Origin of the sequence: Pseudomonas sp. KK18 (assembly GCF_037094675.1) — a bacterium.
Lineage (GTDB): Bacteria > Pseudomonadota > Gammaproteobacteria > Pseudomonadales > Pseudomonadaceae > Aquipseudomonas.
This window is the reverse complement of the sequence record NZ_CP146605.1, coordinates 2,238,176-2,253,637: the sequence shown is the minus strand read 5'-3', so window position 1 is coordinate 2,253,637 and position 15,462 is coordinate 2,238,176. Positions and strand designations below refer to the sequence as shown.

Genomic DNA, 15,462 nt, shown 5'->3' with positions numbered 1-15,462 from the left:
TCCCATGAAATCACGCAAGAAAACCGTCAATCCGATTGGATTGGATGACATCACCATCGTCGACGACGCCAAGATGCGCAAGGCGATCACCGCCGCTGCGCTGGGCAATGCCATGGAATGGTTCGACTTCGGGGTGTATGGCTTTGTCGCCTATGTGCTGGGCAAGGTGTTCTTCCCCGAAGCGTCTCCCAGCGTACAGATGATCGCGGCCCTGGCGACCTTCTCGGTGCCGTTCCTGATTCGCCCGCTGGGCGGCCTGTTCTTTGGCCGGCTGGGGGACAAATACGGCCGGCAAAAGGTCCTGGCGGCGACCATCGTGATCATGTCCCTGAGCACTTTCGCCATCGGACTGATCCCCTCCTATGACTCGATCGGCATCTGGGCGCCGATCCTGTTGCTGCTGGCCAAGATGGCCCAGGGCTTCTCGGTGGGCGGTGAGTACACCGGTGCCTCGATCTTCGTCGCCGAATACGCCCCGGACCGCAAGCGCGGCTTCCTCGGCAGTTGGCTGGACTTCGGCTCCATCGCCGGCTTCGTGCTCGGCGCGGGCGTGGTGGTGCTGATTTCGGCGGTGATCGGCGAAGACGCCTTCCAGTCCTGGGGCTGGCGCCTGCCGTTCTTCCTCGCCCTGCCGCTGGGCATGATCGGGCTCTACTTGCGTCATGCCCTGGAAGAAACACCGGCCTTTCAACAGCACGTGGAGCAACTCGAACAAGGTGACCGCGAAGGCCTGGCGGGCGGCCCGAAAGTCTCGTTCAAGGAAGTCGCCACCAAGCACTGGCGCAGCCTGATGACCTGTGTCGGCGTGGTGGTGGTGACCAACGTCACCTACTACATGCTGCTCACCTACATGCCGAGCTACCTGTCGCACAACCTGCACTACAGCGAAAACCACGGCGTGTTGATCATCATCGCGATCATGGTCGGCATGTTGTTCGTGCAGCCGATGATTGGCTTTGTCAGCGACAAGATCGGGCGCAAACCCTTCATTCTGTTCGGCAGCATCGCGCTGTTCTTTCTCGCCATTCCGGCGTTCATGCTGATCAACAGCGGCAAGCTCGGGCTGATTTTCTCGGGGCTGCTGATCATTGCGGTGGTGCTCAACTTCTTTATCGGCGTGATGGCGTCCACCCTGCCGGCGATGTTCCCTACCCACATCCGCTACAGCGCGCTCGCCAGCGCCTTCAACATCTCGATCCTGATTGCCGGCCTCACGCCAACCGCCATGGCCTGGCTGGTGGAGACCACCAACAACCTGTACATGCCGGCCTATTACCTGATGGTATTCGCCGTACTGGGGCTTTTCACCGCCCTGACCATGAAGGAAACCGCCAACAAACCCCTGCGCGGTGCGGCACCGGCGGCGTCGGATATCGAGGAAGCCAAGGAGCTGCTGCAGGAGCACGAAGACAATATCGAGCAGAAGATCGAAGACATCGACGCGCAAATCGCCGAGCTGGAAGCCAGGCGCGAAAACCTGGTGCAGCAACATCCACGCATCAACTGACGCAACATATTTGGAAACGAATAGCGGGTGAACTAACGCGCAAGCAGCACGCTCCTTCCTTAAGCGCAGTCAGCGCGGCCCTGATGAGCCTCATCAGGGCCGCTCAACGATAAGGAGCCGCCCGTGACCGACACCACCACCCTCACCTACCGCTGCACGCCTGGTCCGCTTCACGCGACCTTGCTGGCCGGTACCGTCCCGCTGTTTCTCGGCGCCCTGCTGAGCGACATTGCCTACTACCAGACCTACCAGATCCAATGGAGCAACTTCGCCGCCTGGCTGATCGCCGGCGCCCTGCTGTTCTGCGGGCTGGCGGGGTTGTTTGCACTGGTCAACCTGCTGCGTGCCGACCGCAAGGCCGGGCGCCCCACGGTGTACTTCCTGCTGTTGCTGGTGACCTGGGCGCTAGGCCTGGTGAATGCCTTTGAGCATGCGAAGGATGCCTGGGCCGTGATGCCTTCGGGCCTGGTGCTGTCCGCCATCGTGACCCTGCTGGCCTGCGTGACCACGTGGGTCGGGCTGACCAACCTGCGCTCCGGAGGTGCCCAATGAAGCCTTCCAGCACGCTGACCGTTTTAAGCATGGCGATGTTGTTGAGCGCCTGCGGTGGCGAAGCCGACAGCACTCAGGCTCGCGGCCCCGACCCCAAGCTGCCGGAACCCCAGCGCGGCCTGTTGCCCAGCATGAAGATCGCCGAACCGGTGGCCTGGGCCGAGCAGAAACCCACGGTGCCCGAGGGTTTCAGCATCACGGCCATCGCCACCGACCTGCGGATCCCGCGCCAGACCCTGGTGCTGCCCAACGGCGACATTCTCGTCGCCGAAGGCCGGGGCGGCAGCGCAGCGAAACTCAAGCCCAAGGATGTGATCGCCAGCGTGATCAAGGCCGAGGGCAACACCAAGGTCAAGGGCGGCAATCGCCTGACCCTGCTGCGCGATGCCGACGGTGACGGCACCTACGAGTTGAAAACCGTGTTCGCCGAAAACCTCAACGCGCCCTACGGCCTGGCCTTTGCCGACGGCAAGCTGTACGTGGCGAACCAGGATGCGCTGGTGCGCTTCGACTACGAAGACGGCCAGACCAAGGCCGGTGGCCCGCCCACCACCGTCACCGAGCTGCCCGCCGCGATCAATCATCACTGGACCAAATCCCTGGCGATCAGCCCCGATGGCCGCTCGCTGTATGTGGGCATCGGGTCCAACAGCAACATCACCGAACGCGGCATGGAGGTTGAGATCGACCGGGCGATGGTCTGGCAGATCGACGCCGCCACCGGTGCCCACAAGCCTTATGCAACCGGTTTGCGCAACCCGACGGCATTGACCATTCAGCCGGGCTCCGGGCAGGTGTGGGCGGTGGTCAACGAGCGGGATGAACTGGGGCCGGACCTGGTGCCGGATTACCTGACCTCGGTGCGCGAAGGCGAGTTCTACGGCTGGCCCTACAGCTATTGGGGCCAGAACGTCGACACCCGCGCCCAACCGCAGAACCCGGCCAAGGTCGCCGCCGCGATCAAGCCGGATTACAGCCTGGGTTCCCACGTCGCCGCGCTGGGCGTCGATTTTTCCATCCCGGCCATGGGCGAGAAATATGCCGACGGCGTCTTCGTCGGCGAGCACGGCAGCTGGAACCGGGACAATCCGGTGGGCTACAAGGTGATCTTCGTGCCGTTCAGCAATGGCCGGCCTGCCGGTGAGCCGCTGGACTTCGCCACGGGTTTCCGCGGGGACGATGGCAAGACTCGCGGGCGGCCGGTGGGGGTCACGGTTGATCCGAAGGGTGCGCTGATCATTGCCGATGACCTGGCCAACACGGTGTGGAGGGTGACGCGCAATAAATAAGGCCTGAAGCGGCCGATGTGGTTGCCTTCCTGTAGAGCGCGGCGGTACCTTCGCCGCACTCACGAACAGGAAGGTAACCGCAATGCCAGACACCACCGACAACGGCTTCTATGATCGCGCGGACGCGCACATCGAGCTGTCCAACGAGCAGTTCAGGGCGTTCGCCGACCTGGGCAAAGTCAGCGCCTCGATGATGTTCGGCACCACACGCTTCAATGCCTGGGTCAGCGCACGCAGCTTTAAATCCGGCGAAGAAATGGCCCAGGCCCGTGAGGCGATGCTGAAGTATTTCTGTGATCAGTACCGGATGATGCTTGAGGATAATCTTGATGATCACATCAACAATTTCAGCAAGTACATGCTCGTTAAGGGCAGTTGAACCCGCCCGCACAGGGCGGTGTGTCGACCTGTGATACCCGGCGCTCAAATTGCAACGAAGTGGCCCGCGGCGACCTCGCGGTAACTGATCGGCGGAGCCTTGTAGCCCACCTCGTAAATCCTGCTGGGCACGCTCTCCTCCATCAGGCTGAACGGCTTTCTGGGCACGTTCAGGTCCGCCGAGGGCACCGCGCTCAGCAACCTTTGGGTGTAAGGGTGCTGAGGCTGCTCGAACACTGACTGGCGTGGCCCGATCTCAACGATGCGTCCGTGGTACATCACCCCGACCCGGTGGCTGACCCGCTCGACCACCGCCAGGTCATGGGAAATAAACAGGAATGAAATGCCCATCTCGCGCTGCAGGTCCTGCAGGAGATTAATCACCTGGGCTTGAATGGACACGTCCAGCGCCGAGACGGCTTCATCGGCGATGATCAGCTTCGGAGACAGAGTCAGCGCCCGCGCGATGCAGATCCGCTGTCGCTGCCCACCCGAGAACTCGTGCGGATAGCGTTGTGCATGCTCCGCCGACAGCCCCACCTTCTCCAGCAATATTCGCACCTGCTTTCGTGCTTGCGCGCCATGTGCAATGCCATGAACATGCAGCGGCTCCAGCAGGCTGTTCTCGATCGTGAGACGCGGGTTCAGGGATGCATAGGGATCCTGGAAGACCATCTGGATATCGCGGCGCAGCGAGTTCATATCGCTCTTGTTCAACGTCGTAAGGTTCTTGCCACCGAAAACGATATTCCCGCCCTGTATCGGCATCAGCCCGGCAATCGCACGAGCGCTGGTGGATTTCCCGCACCCGGACTCGCCCACCAGGGCCAGCGTTTCACCTGAGTAGATATCAAAGTCGATGCCTTCGACGGCATGCACACGGCGCCGGACCTTCCCGAGGAGACCACCTTTGAGGTCGTACCGAATGGACAACGACTCGACTCTGAGCACCGGCGGACTCTGGTAGTCCGGGGCCACGCCAGGCGCAGGTTCTGCACCCGCTGCGACGTCATCATCGATCAAGGCAAATTTTGCGGGAAGTTGAGTGCCACGCATTGAGCCGATTTTTGGAACAGCCGCCAGCAATGCCCGGGTGTAGGGCTGCTTGGGCTCCTGCAGCACTGCCCTTGCCGGACCTTGCTCAACGGTCTCGCCTTTCTTCATCACCATCACATGGTCTGCGACTTCCGCCACCACGCCCATATCGTGGGTGATAAAGATCACACCCATGGCCAGGCTATCTTGCAGCTCCTTGATAATCCGCAGGATCTGCGCCTGCACCGTCACATCCAACGCTGTGGTCGGCTCGTCGGCGATCAGCAGTGTGGGCTCGCAGACCAGCGACATCGCAATCATGATCCGTTGGCGCATGCCGCCGGAAAGCTCATGGGGAAACCGGTTCATGACCTGCTTCGCATCCGGAATACGCACCAGGTCCAGCATGCGTAATGCCTGGGCTTCGGCTTGCGCACGGCTGCACCGCTGATGCAGCAAGATGCCTTCGATGAGTTGCGCGCTGATCTTGAAGACCGGATTCAGCGAAGTCATGGGCTCCTGAAAGATCATCGACATGGACGAGCCCCGCAGTGTGCGCATGACAGACTCGGGCGCCGCCACCAGGTCGACAATCTGGTTATTCCTGGTTTGCAGCTCCATCGAGCCCGAAAGCACCCGTCCGCCGGCGCGCTTGATCAGGCCCATCATCGCCATTGAGGTGACGGATTTGCCGGAGCCGGACTCACCCACGATCGCCAGCGTCTGACCGCGCATCACCTCGAAGGACACATCGCGCACCACCGGCGTCTCGCGCCCTCTGGTGCCGAAGCCGACACTCAGGTTTTTCACCCGGGCTACCAAATTCTCGTTCATGGGGCGCTCCTTTAATCGACGATCGCCGAGATGGCCGCGTCAAGGTCGGCACGGGATTGATCGACCTTGCGCCGGCTCTGCGCAACCCACTCACGGTCCTGCTCCAGTTCGTTCTGGGCGATCGACAATAATCGCCGGACCTCGTCCGGGCCGACGCCGCCCGCGGAAGTGCGGGTCTCGACAAAACGGCGCGGGTTCAAAGCATCGCGGACCTGGGCATCCGAGTAGCCCAGGGTTGAGCCGACAGTTTCCACGCTGGCTTGATCCAGTGCGGCGCCGGTCACCCCGGCAGGAGCCACGCCCTCGTACAGACAGTTACGCACCAGGCGGGCCACGATGTGGTGGACCTGGCGGAAAGAGATGCCCCGGTCCCGAACGATCACATCGGCGAGGTTGCTGGCGGTGCACCAACTCCCGGAGAGCAGGGCTGTCATCCGGTCCTCATGCACCACCAGGGTTTCAATGATGCCGGTAAACAGGTCCAGCATGCCTTCGGTGGTGGCCAGCGCATCATGGATCAACGGCAGGTCGCGCATCGCCTGGTCGCCGGTACCTTCGGACCGGAAAGTGGCCAGGGCCGTGCTGAGCCAGGTCACCGATCCACCTGCAGCTTTCTTGATGGTTTCCAAGCCGCTGGGGTTTTTCTTCTGCGGGAAAATACTGCTGGTGCCGCAATAGCCGTCGTGGCTTTCCACCGTTCCAAATTCGACGCTCGACCAGATATGCAGGTCGGTTGCCAGGTCGTTCAGGTCGGCCATGACAAAGGACAATGCGCCAATCGTCTCTGCTGCGTACCATGCTTCGCGGCCCAGCTTGGAGTTTTCTACCAGGCTGTCGAACCCCAACAGGTGCGTGGTGCGCCCACGGTCCAGCGGCCAGGACGTGCCGGCCAGGCCGACGGCACCAAGGGGGTTGCGATTGACCCGGGTGTAAGCGTGCATCAAGCGGCTGAAGCTGTCGTGCAGCCTCGACGTAAAACTCAAAAGGTAGTGGCCGAACACCCAGGGCTGGGCATGCTGCATATGGGTGTAGCCGGGCATGATGGTGCCCGAATGCGTGGAGGCCTTCTGAATCAACGCCACCTGGAACTCATTGATACGGTCCAGCACCGCCAGGATGCGCTTGCGGTCGTACAGGCGGCGTACCGTTGCCCCTTGGTCTATCCGGCTGCGGCCGGTGTGCATCTGCCCGGCCGAGTCTTCGCCGATCCGGGAGAAAAGGTACGATTCAACCTGAAGCAGGAAGCTGCCTTTCTTTACATCAAACGGGAAGTCGGCGGGAACCATGTCCCGAATCAACCGCAGCTCCGCGAGGATGGCTTGCCCGACCGACACAGAAAGAATCTGCTGTTCAACCAGCATCACGGTGTGCGCCAGGTCCACTTCGACAAACTCGTGAAACTGACGTTTCTCGGTCTCAAGTGCCGGAATATCATGGTACTTGACCATGCGTTCAGCGGGAGGAGCACTCAGGCGAGCGTCGGTTAACAGTGTTTCGTTGGCATGTAAATTCGACATTTAAATCACCGCTCAATAAGTTCTACATTCGTCAAATCGATGGTCCCTTCATAATCGACATCCAGGCCATTCAACGCTTTACGCACACCAATTATTTGCTCCTGGTCAAACAGCGGCAGATTGTCCGGGTCTTGTTCCCATAGAATCTGCTGAATCTGGCCGTAATAGGACATGCGTGTTTTTTCATCCAGTTCACGCGAGGCCAACTGAAGTAATTTGTCTACCTGAGGGTTGCTGTAACCCGTGAGATTCTGCGGGTCGCCGCTGGACAACTTTCGACGCAAACGAATATCCGCGTCAGATATGCCCGTTCCCAGTAACCACATGTTTGCGTCATTGCTACCTTTGCCCGTGCCCTTGCCCGGCTCGGGGCGATACAAGTTCTTTTGATACGTTGCCCATTCCCATACCTTAAACTCGGTCTTCAGCCCCACGGCGTTAAGATAGCCTTGGACAACTTCCGAGACCTGGCGATCTTTGGTATAGCGTCCCGCCGGGGTCCATATAACTACGGTGCCTGGATAACCGCCTGGATATACCTCGTTAATTATTTTTCTTGCCGCATCAGGGTCGTACTTCACCGGAGGGAATTCACGTCGGGCTTGCGTACCCTCCGGAAATGGGCCAGTGGGTACTTTTCCATATCCCAACAACACTTTGTCGACCAATGCCTGGCGATCAATCGCCATACTCACCGCCCTCCGTATGCGCGGGTCATCAAAGGGCGGTTTGGTCAGGTTCATTTCAAAGAACACCTGGAATGTGCTGGGTACCCGCAGCAAGGTGGATTTATTCAGTTCCTTTAATTCAATAGCCGCCTCGGGCGATAAATTTGCCGCGATATCCGCATTGTTCGTTCGCAGCTCTATGACTCGGGAAGAATCTTCCCTGACCGGACGGAACACGATGGTTTCCGGTTTTGCCGTTGTTCCATAAAAAGCGTTGTTCTTATGAATAACGGCCTGGTCGTTGGGTATCCAACTATCAAATACGTAGGGCCCGGTACCGACGGGATGGTGCCCATAAGCCCGTCCATATTTAACGACAGCGGCCGGACTGCTGATTGACGAAGATTCTTTTGCCAGTAACTCCAACATTGTGGGTGACGGATTTTTTGTGGTGATGCGTAACTCATTCGGCGCTAGCGCATCCACCGAAGCTATATCCGCATAGTAGGACCGGTGCGGAGAACCGAGCTTGGGGTTCATGATTCGGTCCAGGTTAAACTTCACCGCTGCAGCATCAAACGCCGTGCCGTCATGAAAGGTAATTCCCGGTTTCAGGATAAAAATCCATTGCCGTCCATCCTCGGACCTTGACCATGACTGCGCCAAATCAGCTACAAACGTGTTATGCCCGTGACCGTCCCATGCGACCAACCGATTAAACAGGTGATTAATCACGTTATAGGAAGGCACACTGCGCGAAATCGCTGGGTCCAGGGTATCGATATCAGCGCCTTGAACGAATGTCAGCTTCTTCAGGTCTTTGGCGTTGGCAACAAACGATAGGCCCGCCGACAGTCCAAGGATGCCGACAACAGCGAAACTCCGTATCAATACTTCCAGGCAATTCAGACGCCGCATAATCTTTCTCGCTTGATAATTCTGGTGGACACACAGGGCGTGTTTAACCGCGCCGAACTCATTTATGCGTTACGTGATTTCGGGTCGATGTAGTCTCGCAACGCATCCCCCACAATGTTGAAACTCAATATGGTCAAAACCAGTGCAAATCCGGGCGCAATCAATACGTAGGGATGGGTGGTCAATAGCGGCCGCGACTCGGCAATCATCGAGCCCCACTCCGGGGTGGGCGGCGGCGGGCCAAGCCCCAGAAAGCTGAGCCCGGAACCAATGAGGATTGCTTCAGCCAGCGAGACGGTGGCCTGGATAATGACCAGCGAACCGATATTCGGCAGGATATGTATCAGCAGCAGCCGCAGATCGCTGACGCCAATCGACTTGGAGGCCAATACAAACTCGCGGTTTCTCAATGCCATGACCGGCCCGGCAAAGAAACGCACGTAAATCGGGATCGTTGAAATGGCGATGGCCAGTGTCAGGCTTACTATGCTGTTGCCCGCCACCGTGATGACCAGAATGGCAACCAGTGTCCGGGGAAATGCAATCATCGAGTCCATGACCCGCATCACCACCCCGGCGATGGCGCCGTTGTAATAGCCACACGCCGCACCTAAAGCGATGCCAATGACCATCGCAATGCTGACACTTGAAACTGCGACGGTGAGCGTAATTCGTGCCCCCCACACGACTCGACCCAACAAGTCACGGCCCAATTGGTCCGTGCCGAGCCAGGAACTTGCACCGGGCTCGACAAGGGACGTTGATAAGTTGATCTTGGTGACCGAATCCCAATCAAACAACAAAGGGGCAGCTATCGCCGCAGCAACCATCACCAGGATCACGATCAATGAAGCAAACGCGAACCAGCGCTTATTGGAAATAAGGAAACTGACAAAACCCAACCGATATTTTTTCGGAAGTTTCATATCGGCCTCAGTTGTAAGTGACGCGAGGGTCGAGGACGCCATAAACCAAATCCACCATTAAGTTGATAATTACCACCACCGCGGCAAACACAAGAACTGTGCCTTGGACGACATAAATATCCCGAGCCATGATTGCATCAATCAAGAGCCGCCCCATTCCCGGCCAGGCAAATACTGTCTCGACAATAACCGCGCCACCCAGTAACCGGCCGAAGTCCATACCGAATACTGTCACCAATGGAATGGCCGCATTGGAAAGTGCATGCTTGAGTACTACCTTGTAACTCGGTACACCTTTCGCATAGGCAGTACGAATATAATCTTCCCTCAGCACATCCATCATGGTGGATCGGGCCAGCCGTGAAAAAGTTGCAACATACGGCAAACCAAGTGTCAAGGCCGGTAATATCAGGTGTTGCAGCCCGCCTCTGCCGGTCGGCGGCAACCATCCGAGGTTGGCTGAAAAGATCAGCATCAATATCAGTCCCAGAAAGAAGCCAGGCATTGATATGCCCAGAACTGCAACGGTGGTCAGCGAACTATCAAGGAAGCCTCTGGGCTTCAAAGCGGCCGCAATACCGAGGGGAACGCCAATGATGACGGCAAGCAACATTCCGGCAGCGGTCAGTTCAATCGTGGCGGGAAGAGTTCTGGCTATACCTTCGAGCACGGGCGTGAATGTCTGGAATGACTCGCCAAAATCACCCACGACAACTTTCCTGACATAAATAAGGTATTGATTGATTAGCGGCTTATCCAATCCGTAGTTTTGCCTTATTTGCGCAACATCTTCCGCTGTTGCATCCGGACCTGCTGCCAGCTGCGCAGGATCTCCCGGAATAAAGTGCATGACCAGGAAGACCACAATGGAGACTCCCAGCAGCATCGGAAGCAGAAGTAACAACCTGCGGACGGTATAATTCAGCACGCGCTATCCTCTTTTTTATTTTTACTTAAGCGGCACCCGATATTAATAACGGGAACTGCTTTTCTTTGGTAAAACCACGCAACTAAATCATCGCGCCGTTACATGCTTATAGCAAACCGGTAACAGGTTGGACGCACATAACAAAATGTTATACGCTCGCAAAAATGCGCCCTCCAACATTCGATCGAGAGCCACAATGAAACTCAATCCTCGCCAATTGGAAGCTTTCAGGGCGGTCATGCTCACCGGAAGCATGACTATCGCCGCCGAGGCACTTCAGGTCAGTCAACCGGCCATCAGCCGGCTCATCCGCGACCTCGAAATTGTCCTTTCCCTTCGACTGTTTCGCCGTGAAGGCAATCGCCTCATTCCCGGGGCGGAAGCACAGGTGTTGTACGCGGAGGTGGACAAGTTTTATCAAGGCATAGAACGCATCGAGCGGGTTGCAGAGGACCTTGTGACGCTGCGCACCGGCACATTGAGGATCAGTTCAATGAGCACGCTGGGGCTCAGTGTGGTGGCTGAGGGGGTATGCCGATTCGCGCGAAAGCACCCCGAGGTCAGAACCTCGTTGGATGTGCGCAACTCGGTGGGCATCCTGGAACTGACGTCTGCCAACCAGATCGATATTGGTTTTGTGCAGATTCCTTCAGGGGAATATCCCGGGATCCAGGTGATCAACCTGCCACCCATCAGCGCGGTGTGCGTGATGCCGGCCAACGATATGTTGGCCACCAAAGACGTGGTGACCCTGGAGGATTTGCACGGGCGACGCCTGATTACCCTGAACGCCAACAATCCTTTGCAGCGACGCATCACATCAGCCATGGAGGCTCGGGGTGTTGCAGGCGTCTCCAGCGTTGAAACCACCGCCGCGCACTCCGCCTGCGGAATGGTGTCCGGGGGGCTCGGCATCACCGTGTGTGATCCATTCACCGCCTCCTACTCGAAATACCCGGGCCTTACGTTCAGACCGCTGGACCAGGACATACCCTTCGAGGTTTCGATGGTATTTCCGGGTCACCAGCAGCGCTCCAAGCTCGCCTCGGATTTCATGCAGGTCATGGAAGGTATCTTCAGGTCGGAGTTTATTTCCATGATTCCCCGTGAAGCGTACTAATCGCGAGTCACTTCAGTTCGGTTGAGTAATTCAGCGGCACCCATTGCCACGCGGCGCCCTGACCACGCAAATGCCCCAGGCCGGGAAACGAGAGGTGCGCCGCGCCGACCAGCGCGCCCTCTTTCGCAGCCAGGCTGAACACGGTCTCGCGGGCAGTGGTGGCGGCTTTCTTGTCCGTATCAAACTCGATAGTCACCGACGGGTCGGCAAACTGCACGGCACCGGCGTGGATCAGATCACCGGCGACAATCATCTTCTGGCCTTTGCTCTCAACCAGGTAGCTGGTGTGCCCCAGGGTATGGCCATAGCTGGACAGCGCCTTGAACCCCGGCAGGATCTCCCCGCTGCCCTGGAAAGGCTGGAACTTTCCAAGCGCGATATACGGGTTCAAGGAAGCCATTGCACCCTTCGCGAACTCGGGTACGAAGCTGTTGGCGTCGGCCGAGGCAGGCTCCAGCCTCGCCGGCGAGAGCCAGTAATCGGCGTCACGCTTGTCGGCGTGTACCGTGGCGTTCGGAAACACCATCACCCCTTCGGCAACCAGCCCACCCACGTGGTCCGGGTGCATGTGCGTGAGAAGGATGTCATCGACCTGCTCCGGCTTGTAGCCGGCTGCCTGCAGGTTGGCCGCGAGCTTGCCCAGGGTCGGCCCGAAGAGCGCACCAGCGCCGGTATCAATCAGGATGAGCCGAGTGCCGGTATTGACGAGATACGCGTTCGTCGAGGCCTCGGTGGGCACCCCGAGGAACGCCTTGCGCAGTGCGGTAGTGGTCTTGGCAGCCGGCTCATTCAGCAATTTGTCGAACGGTGCATCGATGGTGCCGTCACTCAGCGCGGTGACCTCGAAATCTCCAAGCATCGTGCGATAGTAACCAGGGGCCTGGGTTTTGACTTGGGGCGCGGCGGCAACTGCCACCGCCGGTGCCGCGATGGCTCCCAGTGCCAGGGCAGCAGCAAGGGCCGTGTAATTCAACACGCGGGTAAATGTCAGCTTGGTCATGGTGCAGCTCTCCAGTTGGAATCGGCGGCATCCTATTCAAGCGTTTTTTATAGTTGAAATCGAAACTCCGCATGCCAGGTATGTGTGGCGTAGATACCTGCCAGGGCCTGATGTCGTCAGGAAAGCACGCAGAGCTTGAGTTGTTCGCGCAACCAGAGATGTGCCAGGTCCTTGTCGAACCGTGGATGCCAGGCAGAGAACAAACTGAAGTCGCGCACCTCGAGGGGCAGAGCAAGGGCCGCCAGCGAGCGCTCATAACGGCTCAGGAAACGGGACGGAAGCACACTTACACAGTCGCTGTTCTGCAGCAGCAATGGAACGATGCTGTAGTAAGGCACCGACACCGCGACACGGCGCGCACGCCCCTTCTGCGCGAGCACATCATCAATAAAACCGTGAAAGCTGTTCACGGCACCCGACACCACCACATGCTCCAGGCCCAGGTATTCCTCCAGCGTTGGTGGCGCGGATCCGCGAGGGTGATCGGCGCGCTGGGCCATCTTGAATTCTTCCTGCAGCAGCAACTCGTGCGACAGGTTCCCGATACGGCTGTGTGATACCAGCGCGACGTCAATCTCGCCGCTTTCCAACTGATCGCCAAGCAACACCTGGTCGATCGCACGTATCGAAACCCGGATGCCCCCAGGACTCGCAGCCTGCACAAGCTGCACCAGCCGGGGCGCGACGATCGCAGCGGCGTTATCGTTCGCGCCAATCACAAAGGTCCGGTCCGACTTGGCAGGATCAAAGCATGGAAGGTCACCGACCACCGTCCCCAGTACCTGCAACGCCTGGCGCAACGGCTGACGCAAATGTTCGGCACGTGCTGTCAGCACCATGCCTTTTCCGGACTGAGCAGGCATCAATAAAGGGTCGCCGAACAGGTCACGCAACCGCGACAACTGCGCGGATAACGCCGACTGCGTCAGGTTGAGCTTCGCCGCCGCCCGCGTGACGTTCCTCTCCTCAAGCAAGACGCTGAGGGAAGTCAGGAGCGCGAGGTTGTGTCCAGTCAGGTTCATCGGGTTGATCCACTGCCATCTCTCAAGGTGACGTTAATGTAATCAGATACTGCCCCGACGTCACAGGCCTCCCTTGGCCATCCACCAACGCATATTGCTGCTGGTAATAGCGGTCTCCCCGGCCACTGTCGGCGACCAGCTTCACGTTCACGGCGCTGTGGTCGAGGGCCGTGACCGAGCCCACCGGTTGCACACTGCGCACGCTGATGGCGCTGCCGCGTGCGGACGTAGGGCAATTGTTGAGTTTCATCCCGTTGGCCACGGCGAGCGGTGTGCAAGACGCTTCGACGATGCTGCCGTGAAACGAGATGACTCCCTGCCCCACCGGGCTCGCGGCCATGCAGGCACCGGACAGGCTGAACAACAGGCCAACATGGATTGCAGACATTCTCTTGATGCGCATGCCGATACTCCCGGGGGTGATAAAGCCTATGCCCCGGGATATCGGCCGAGCAGCAGGTTATTTTAAGATTTGTCTGATGTTAGAAGCGGTTTTTCCAAAGACTTTGGAAATATCAGTGCCCGCCAACCACAGGTTTACCGTGGGCCCGGTGCCCCGGCTTGAAGCCATGGAGTCGCGCGCACCACACAATCGCGAAGCCCACCGCCAGCAACACCAACATTGCCCATGGGAAAGACGCCACGCCCCAGGTATCCAGCAACACGCCACCCACCACGCCGCTTCCGGCAATCGCGCTGTTCCAGGCCACCACATTCAGCGACAGCGCCACGTCCGCACCATCCCCGGCTGCGTCCGCCAACGCGGTTTGCAACAGCGTTGCAGCGCCACCAAAACTCAAGCCCCAGACCGCCACGCCGAGGTAAATAACGCCCGGCACTTGCGCGAGAAAACCGAACGCCAGGCACGTCGCCGCAAAGCCCGCCAGGCTGACCAGCACCGTCTTGCGCAACGCCACATCCACCAACCGAGCAGTCACCCAAATCCCGAGCAGCGCCGCTATACCAAACACCAACAACACCAGATCCACACGGTCCACCAAGCCCGCCGGAGCCACGAACGGCGCGATGTAGGTATAGAGAATGTTATGGGCGAGCATCCATGAGATCACCACCGCCAGCACTGGCCGCACACCCGGCGTGGTCAGCACCTTGCGCAACGGCATGCGCTGATGGGCCGACTGGCCGGGATAATCCGGCACTTTCACCAGCACCCAGACAATCAACACCAGGGTCAGTGCCGACATGATCCCGAACGTGGTGCGCCAGCCCACCAGCCCACCCAGCCAGGTGCCCAGCGGTACGCCGAGTGACAGGGCAATCGGCGTTCCTACCATGGCCAGCGCCAACGCCTTGCCCTGCTGATGTGGCTCAACCATGCGCCGCGCATAGCCGGCCAACAAACTCCAGGCCAGCCCCGCCGCCATCCCGGCGAGGAACCGCGCCAACAGCGTCAGCCCGTAGTGGGAGGACAGCGCCGTGATGGAGTTGAACAGCAGAAAACCGACGATGGTCAGCAGCAGCACATTGCGTCGCCGCCAGCCGCGAGTCGCGATGGTCAGCGGGATCACCGCCAGCACCGAGCCCAGCGCATACGCGGTGACCATCTGCCCGGCCATGGACGCTGAAACTCCCAGCCCATCGCTGATCAGCGGCAACAGGCCCGCCGGCAGGGTTTCGGTGACGATGCAGATGAAACCGGTCATGGCCAGGGCGAGCAAGGCGCCGACGGGCAAGCGGTCGGGAACGGCGTCTGTCGATAAGGTGGTTGAGGGGGTCACAGGGAAACTCCTTGAGCGAGAGGACTTAA

14 protein-coding genes are annotated in these 15,462 nt (G+C 59.1%); 5 read left to right on the top strand and 9 right to left on the bottom strand.

Translation table 11 applies throughout. The features are described 5' to 3' along the window. The first annotated feature begins 4 nt into the window (after positions 1 to 4). From proP to V6607_RS10145, 4 genes are all read left to right on the top strand, one after another. Positions 5 to 1,507, top strand: coding sequence for a glycine betaine/L-proline transporter ProP (gene proP / locus V6607_RS10160; RefSeq protein ID WP_134326047.1), 1,503 nt, complete (start codon positions 5 to 7; stop codon positions 1,505 to 1,507). Between the two features lie 123 nt (positions 1,508 to 1,630). Next, positions 1,631 to 2,059: a DUF2231 domain-containing protein gene (locus tag V6607_RS10155; protein WP_134326046.1), complete on the top strand. Its 429-nt coding sequence runs from the start codon at positions 1,631 to 1,633 to the stop codon at positions 2,057 to 2,059. Then, a complete protein-coding gene (locus tag V6607_RS10150) occupies positions 2,056 to 3,348 on the top strand; it encodes a sorbosone dehydrogenase family protein (RefSeq protein WP_102605055.1) in 1,293 nt (430 codons plus the stop codon). The genes V6607_RS10155 and V6607_RS10150 overlap by 4 nt, the downstream gene beginning before the upstream one ends. 82 nt (positions 3,349 to 3,430) lie before the next feature. Next, positions 3,431 to 3,727: a DUF3144 domain-containing protein gene (locus V6607_RS10145; RefSeq protein WP_003207921.1), complete on the top strand. Its 297-nt coding sequence runs from the start codon at positions 3,431 to 3,433 to the stop codon at positions 3,725 to 3,727. Between the two features lie 44 nt (positions 3,728 to 3,771). Here V6607_RS10145 and V6607_RS10140 read toward each other — a convergent pair whose 3' ends face one another. The 5 genes from V6607_RS10140 to V6607_RS10120 form a co-directional block, all read right to left on the bottom strand. Next, positions 3,772 to 5,595 carry a dipeptide ABC transporter ATP-binding protein gene (locus tag V6607_RS10140; protein WP_003207919.1) on the bottom strand — a complete coding sequence of 608 codons (1,824 nt, stop codon included), beginning with the start codon at positions 5,593 to 5,595 and terminating at the stop codon, positions 3,772 to 3,774. 11 nt (positions 5,596 to 5,606) lie between these two features. Further along, positions 5,607 to 7,112, bottom strand: coding sequence for an argininosuccinate lyase (gene argH, locus V6607_RS10135; protein ID WP_023659030.1), 1,506 nt, complete (start codon positions 7,110 to 7,112; stop codon positions 5,607 to 5,609). Positions 7,113 to 7,117: 5 nt separating this feature from the next. Next, positions 7,118 to 8,698 (bottom strand): ABC transporter substrate-binding protein, encoded by a 1,581-nt coding sequence (locus V6607_RS10130; protein WP_003207917.1) that lies wholly within the window; start codon positions 8,696 to 8,698, stop codon positions 7,118 to 7,120. A gap of 62 nt (positions 8,699 to 8,760) precedes the next feature. Next, complete coding sequence (locus V6607_RS10125; RefSeq protein WP_008433279.1) at positions 8,761 to 9,624, bottom strand: ABC transporter permease; 864 nt, start codon at positions 9,622 to 9,624, stop codon at positions 8,761 to 8,763. Between the two features lie 7 nt (positions 9,625 to 9,631). Then, the gene (locus V6607_RS10120) at positions 9,632 to 10,552 is read right to left on the bottom strand and encodes an ABC transporter permease (protein WP_003207915.1); all 921 of its coding nucleotides are present in this window, start codon (positions 10,550 to 10,552) and stop codon (positions 9,632 to 9,634) included. A gap of 196 nt (positions 10,553 to 10,748) precedes the next feature. Here V6607_RS10120 and V6607_RS10115 point away from each other — a divergent pair, with 196 nt between their 5' ends. Further along, the gene (locus V6607_RS10115; protein ID WP_087692926.1) at positions 10,749 to 11,672 is read left to right on the top strand and encodes a LysR substrate-binding domain-containing protein; all 924 of its coding nucleotides are present in this window, start codon (positions 10,749 to 10,751) and stop codon (positions 11,670 to 11,672) included. 7 nt (positions 11,673 to 11,679) lie between these two features. On the opposite strand, the gene V6607_RS10110 is transcribed toward V6607_RS10115, so the two are convergent. The 4 genes from V6607_RS10110 to V6607_RS10095 all read right to left on the bottom strand — a co-directional run bounded on the left by V6607_RS10110 (position 11,680) and on the right by V6607_RS10095 (position 15,433). After that, the gene (locus tag V6607_RS10110) at positions 11,680 to 12,672 is read right to left on the bottom strand and encodes an MBL fold metallo-hydrolase (protein ID WP_134326045.1); all 993 of its coding nucleotides are present in this window, start codon (positions 12,670 to 12,672) and stop codon (positions 11,680 to 11,682) included. Between the two features lie 116 nt (positions 12,673 to 12,788). After that, entirely contained in the window at positions 12,789 to 13,694 is a 906-nt protein-coding gene (locus V6607_RS10105; protein WP_003207910.1) for a LysR family transcriptional regulator, read from the bottom strand. Positions 13,695 to 13,716: 22 nt separating this feature from the next. After that, positions 13,717 to 14,097, bottom strand: coding sequence for a type 1 fimbrial protein (locus V6607_RS10100; RefSeq protein ID WP_003207908.1), 381 nt, complete (start codon positions 14,095 to 14,097; stop codon positions 13,717 to 13,719). Between the two features lie 112 nt (positions 14,098 to 14,209). Then, entirely contained in the window at positions 14,210 to 15,433 is a 1,224-nt protein-coding gene (locus tag V6607_RS10095; protein ID WP_134326044.1) for an MFS transporter, read from the bottom strand. Positions 15,434 to 15,462 lie beyond the last annotated feature (29 nt).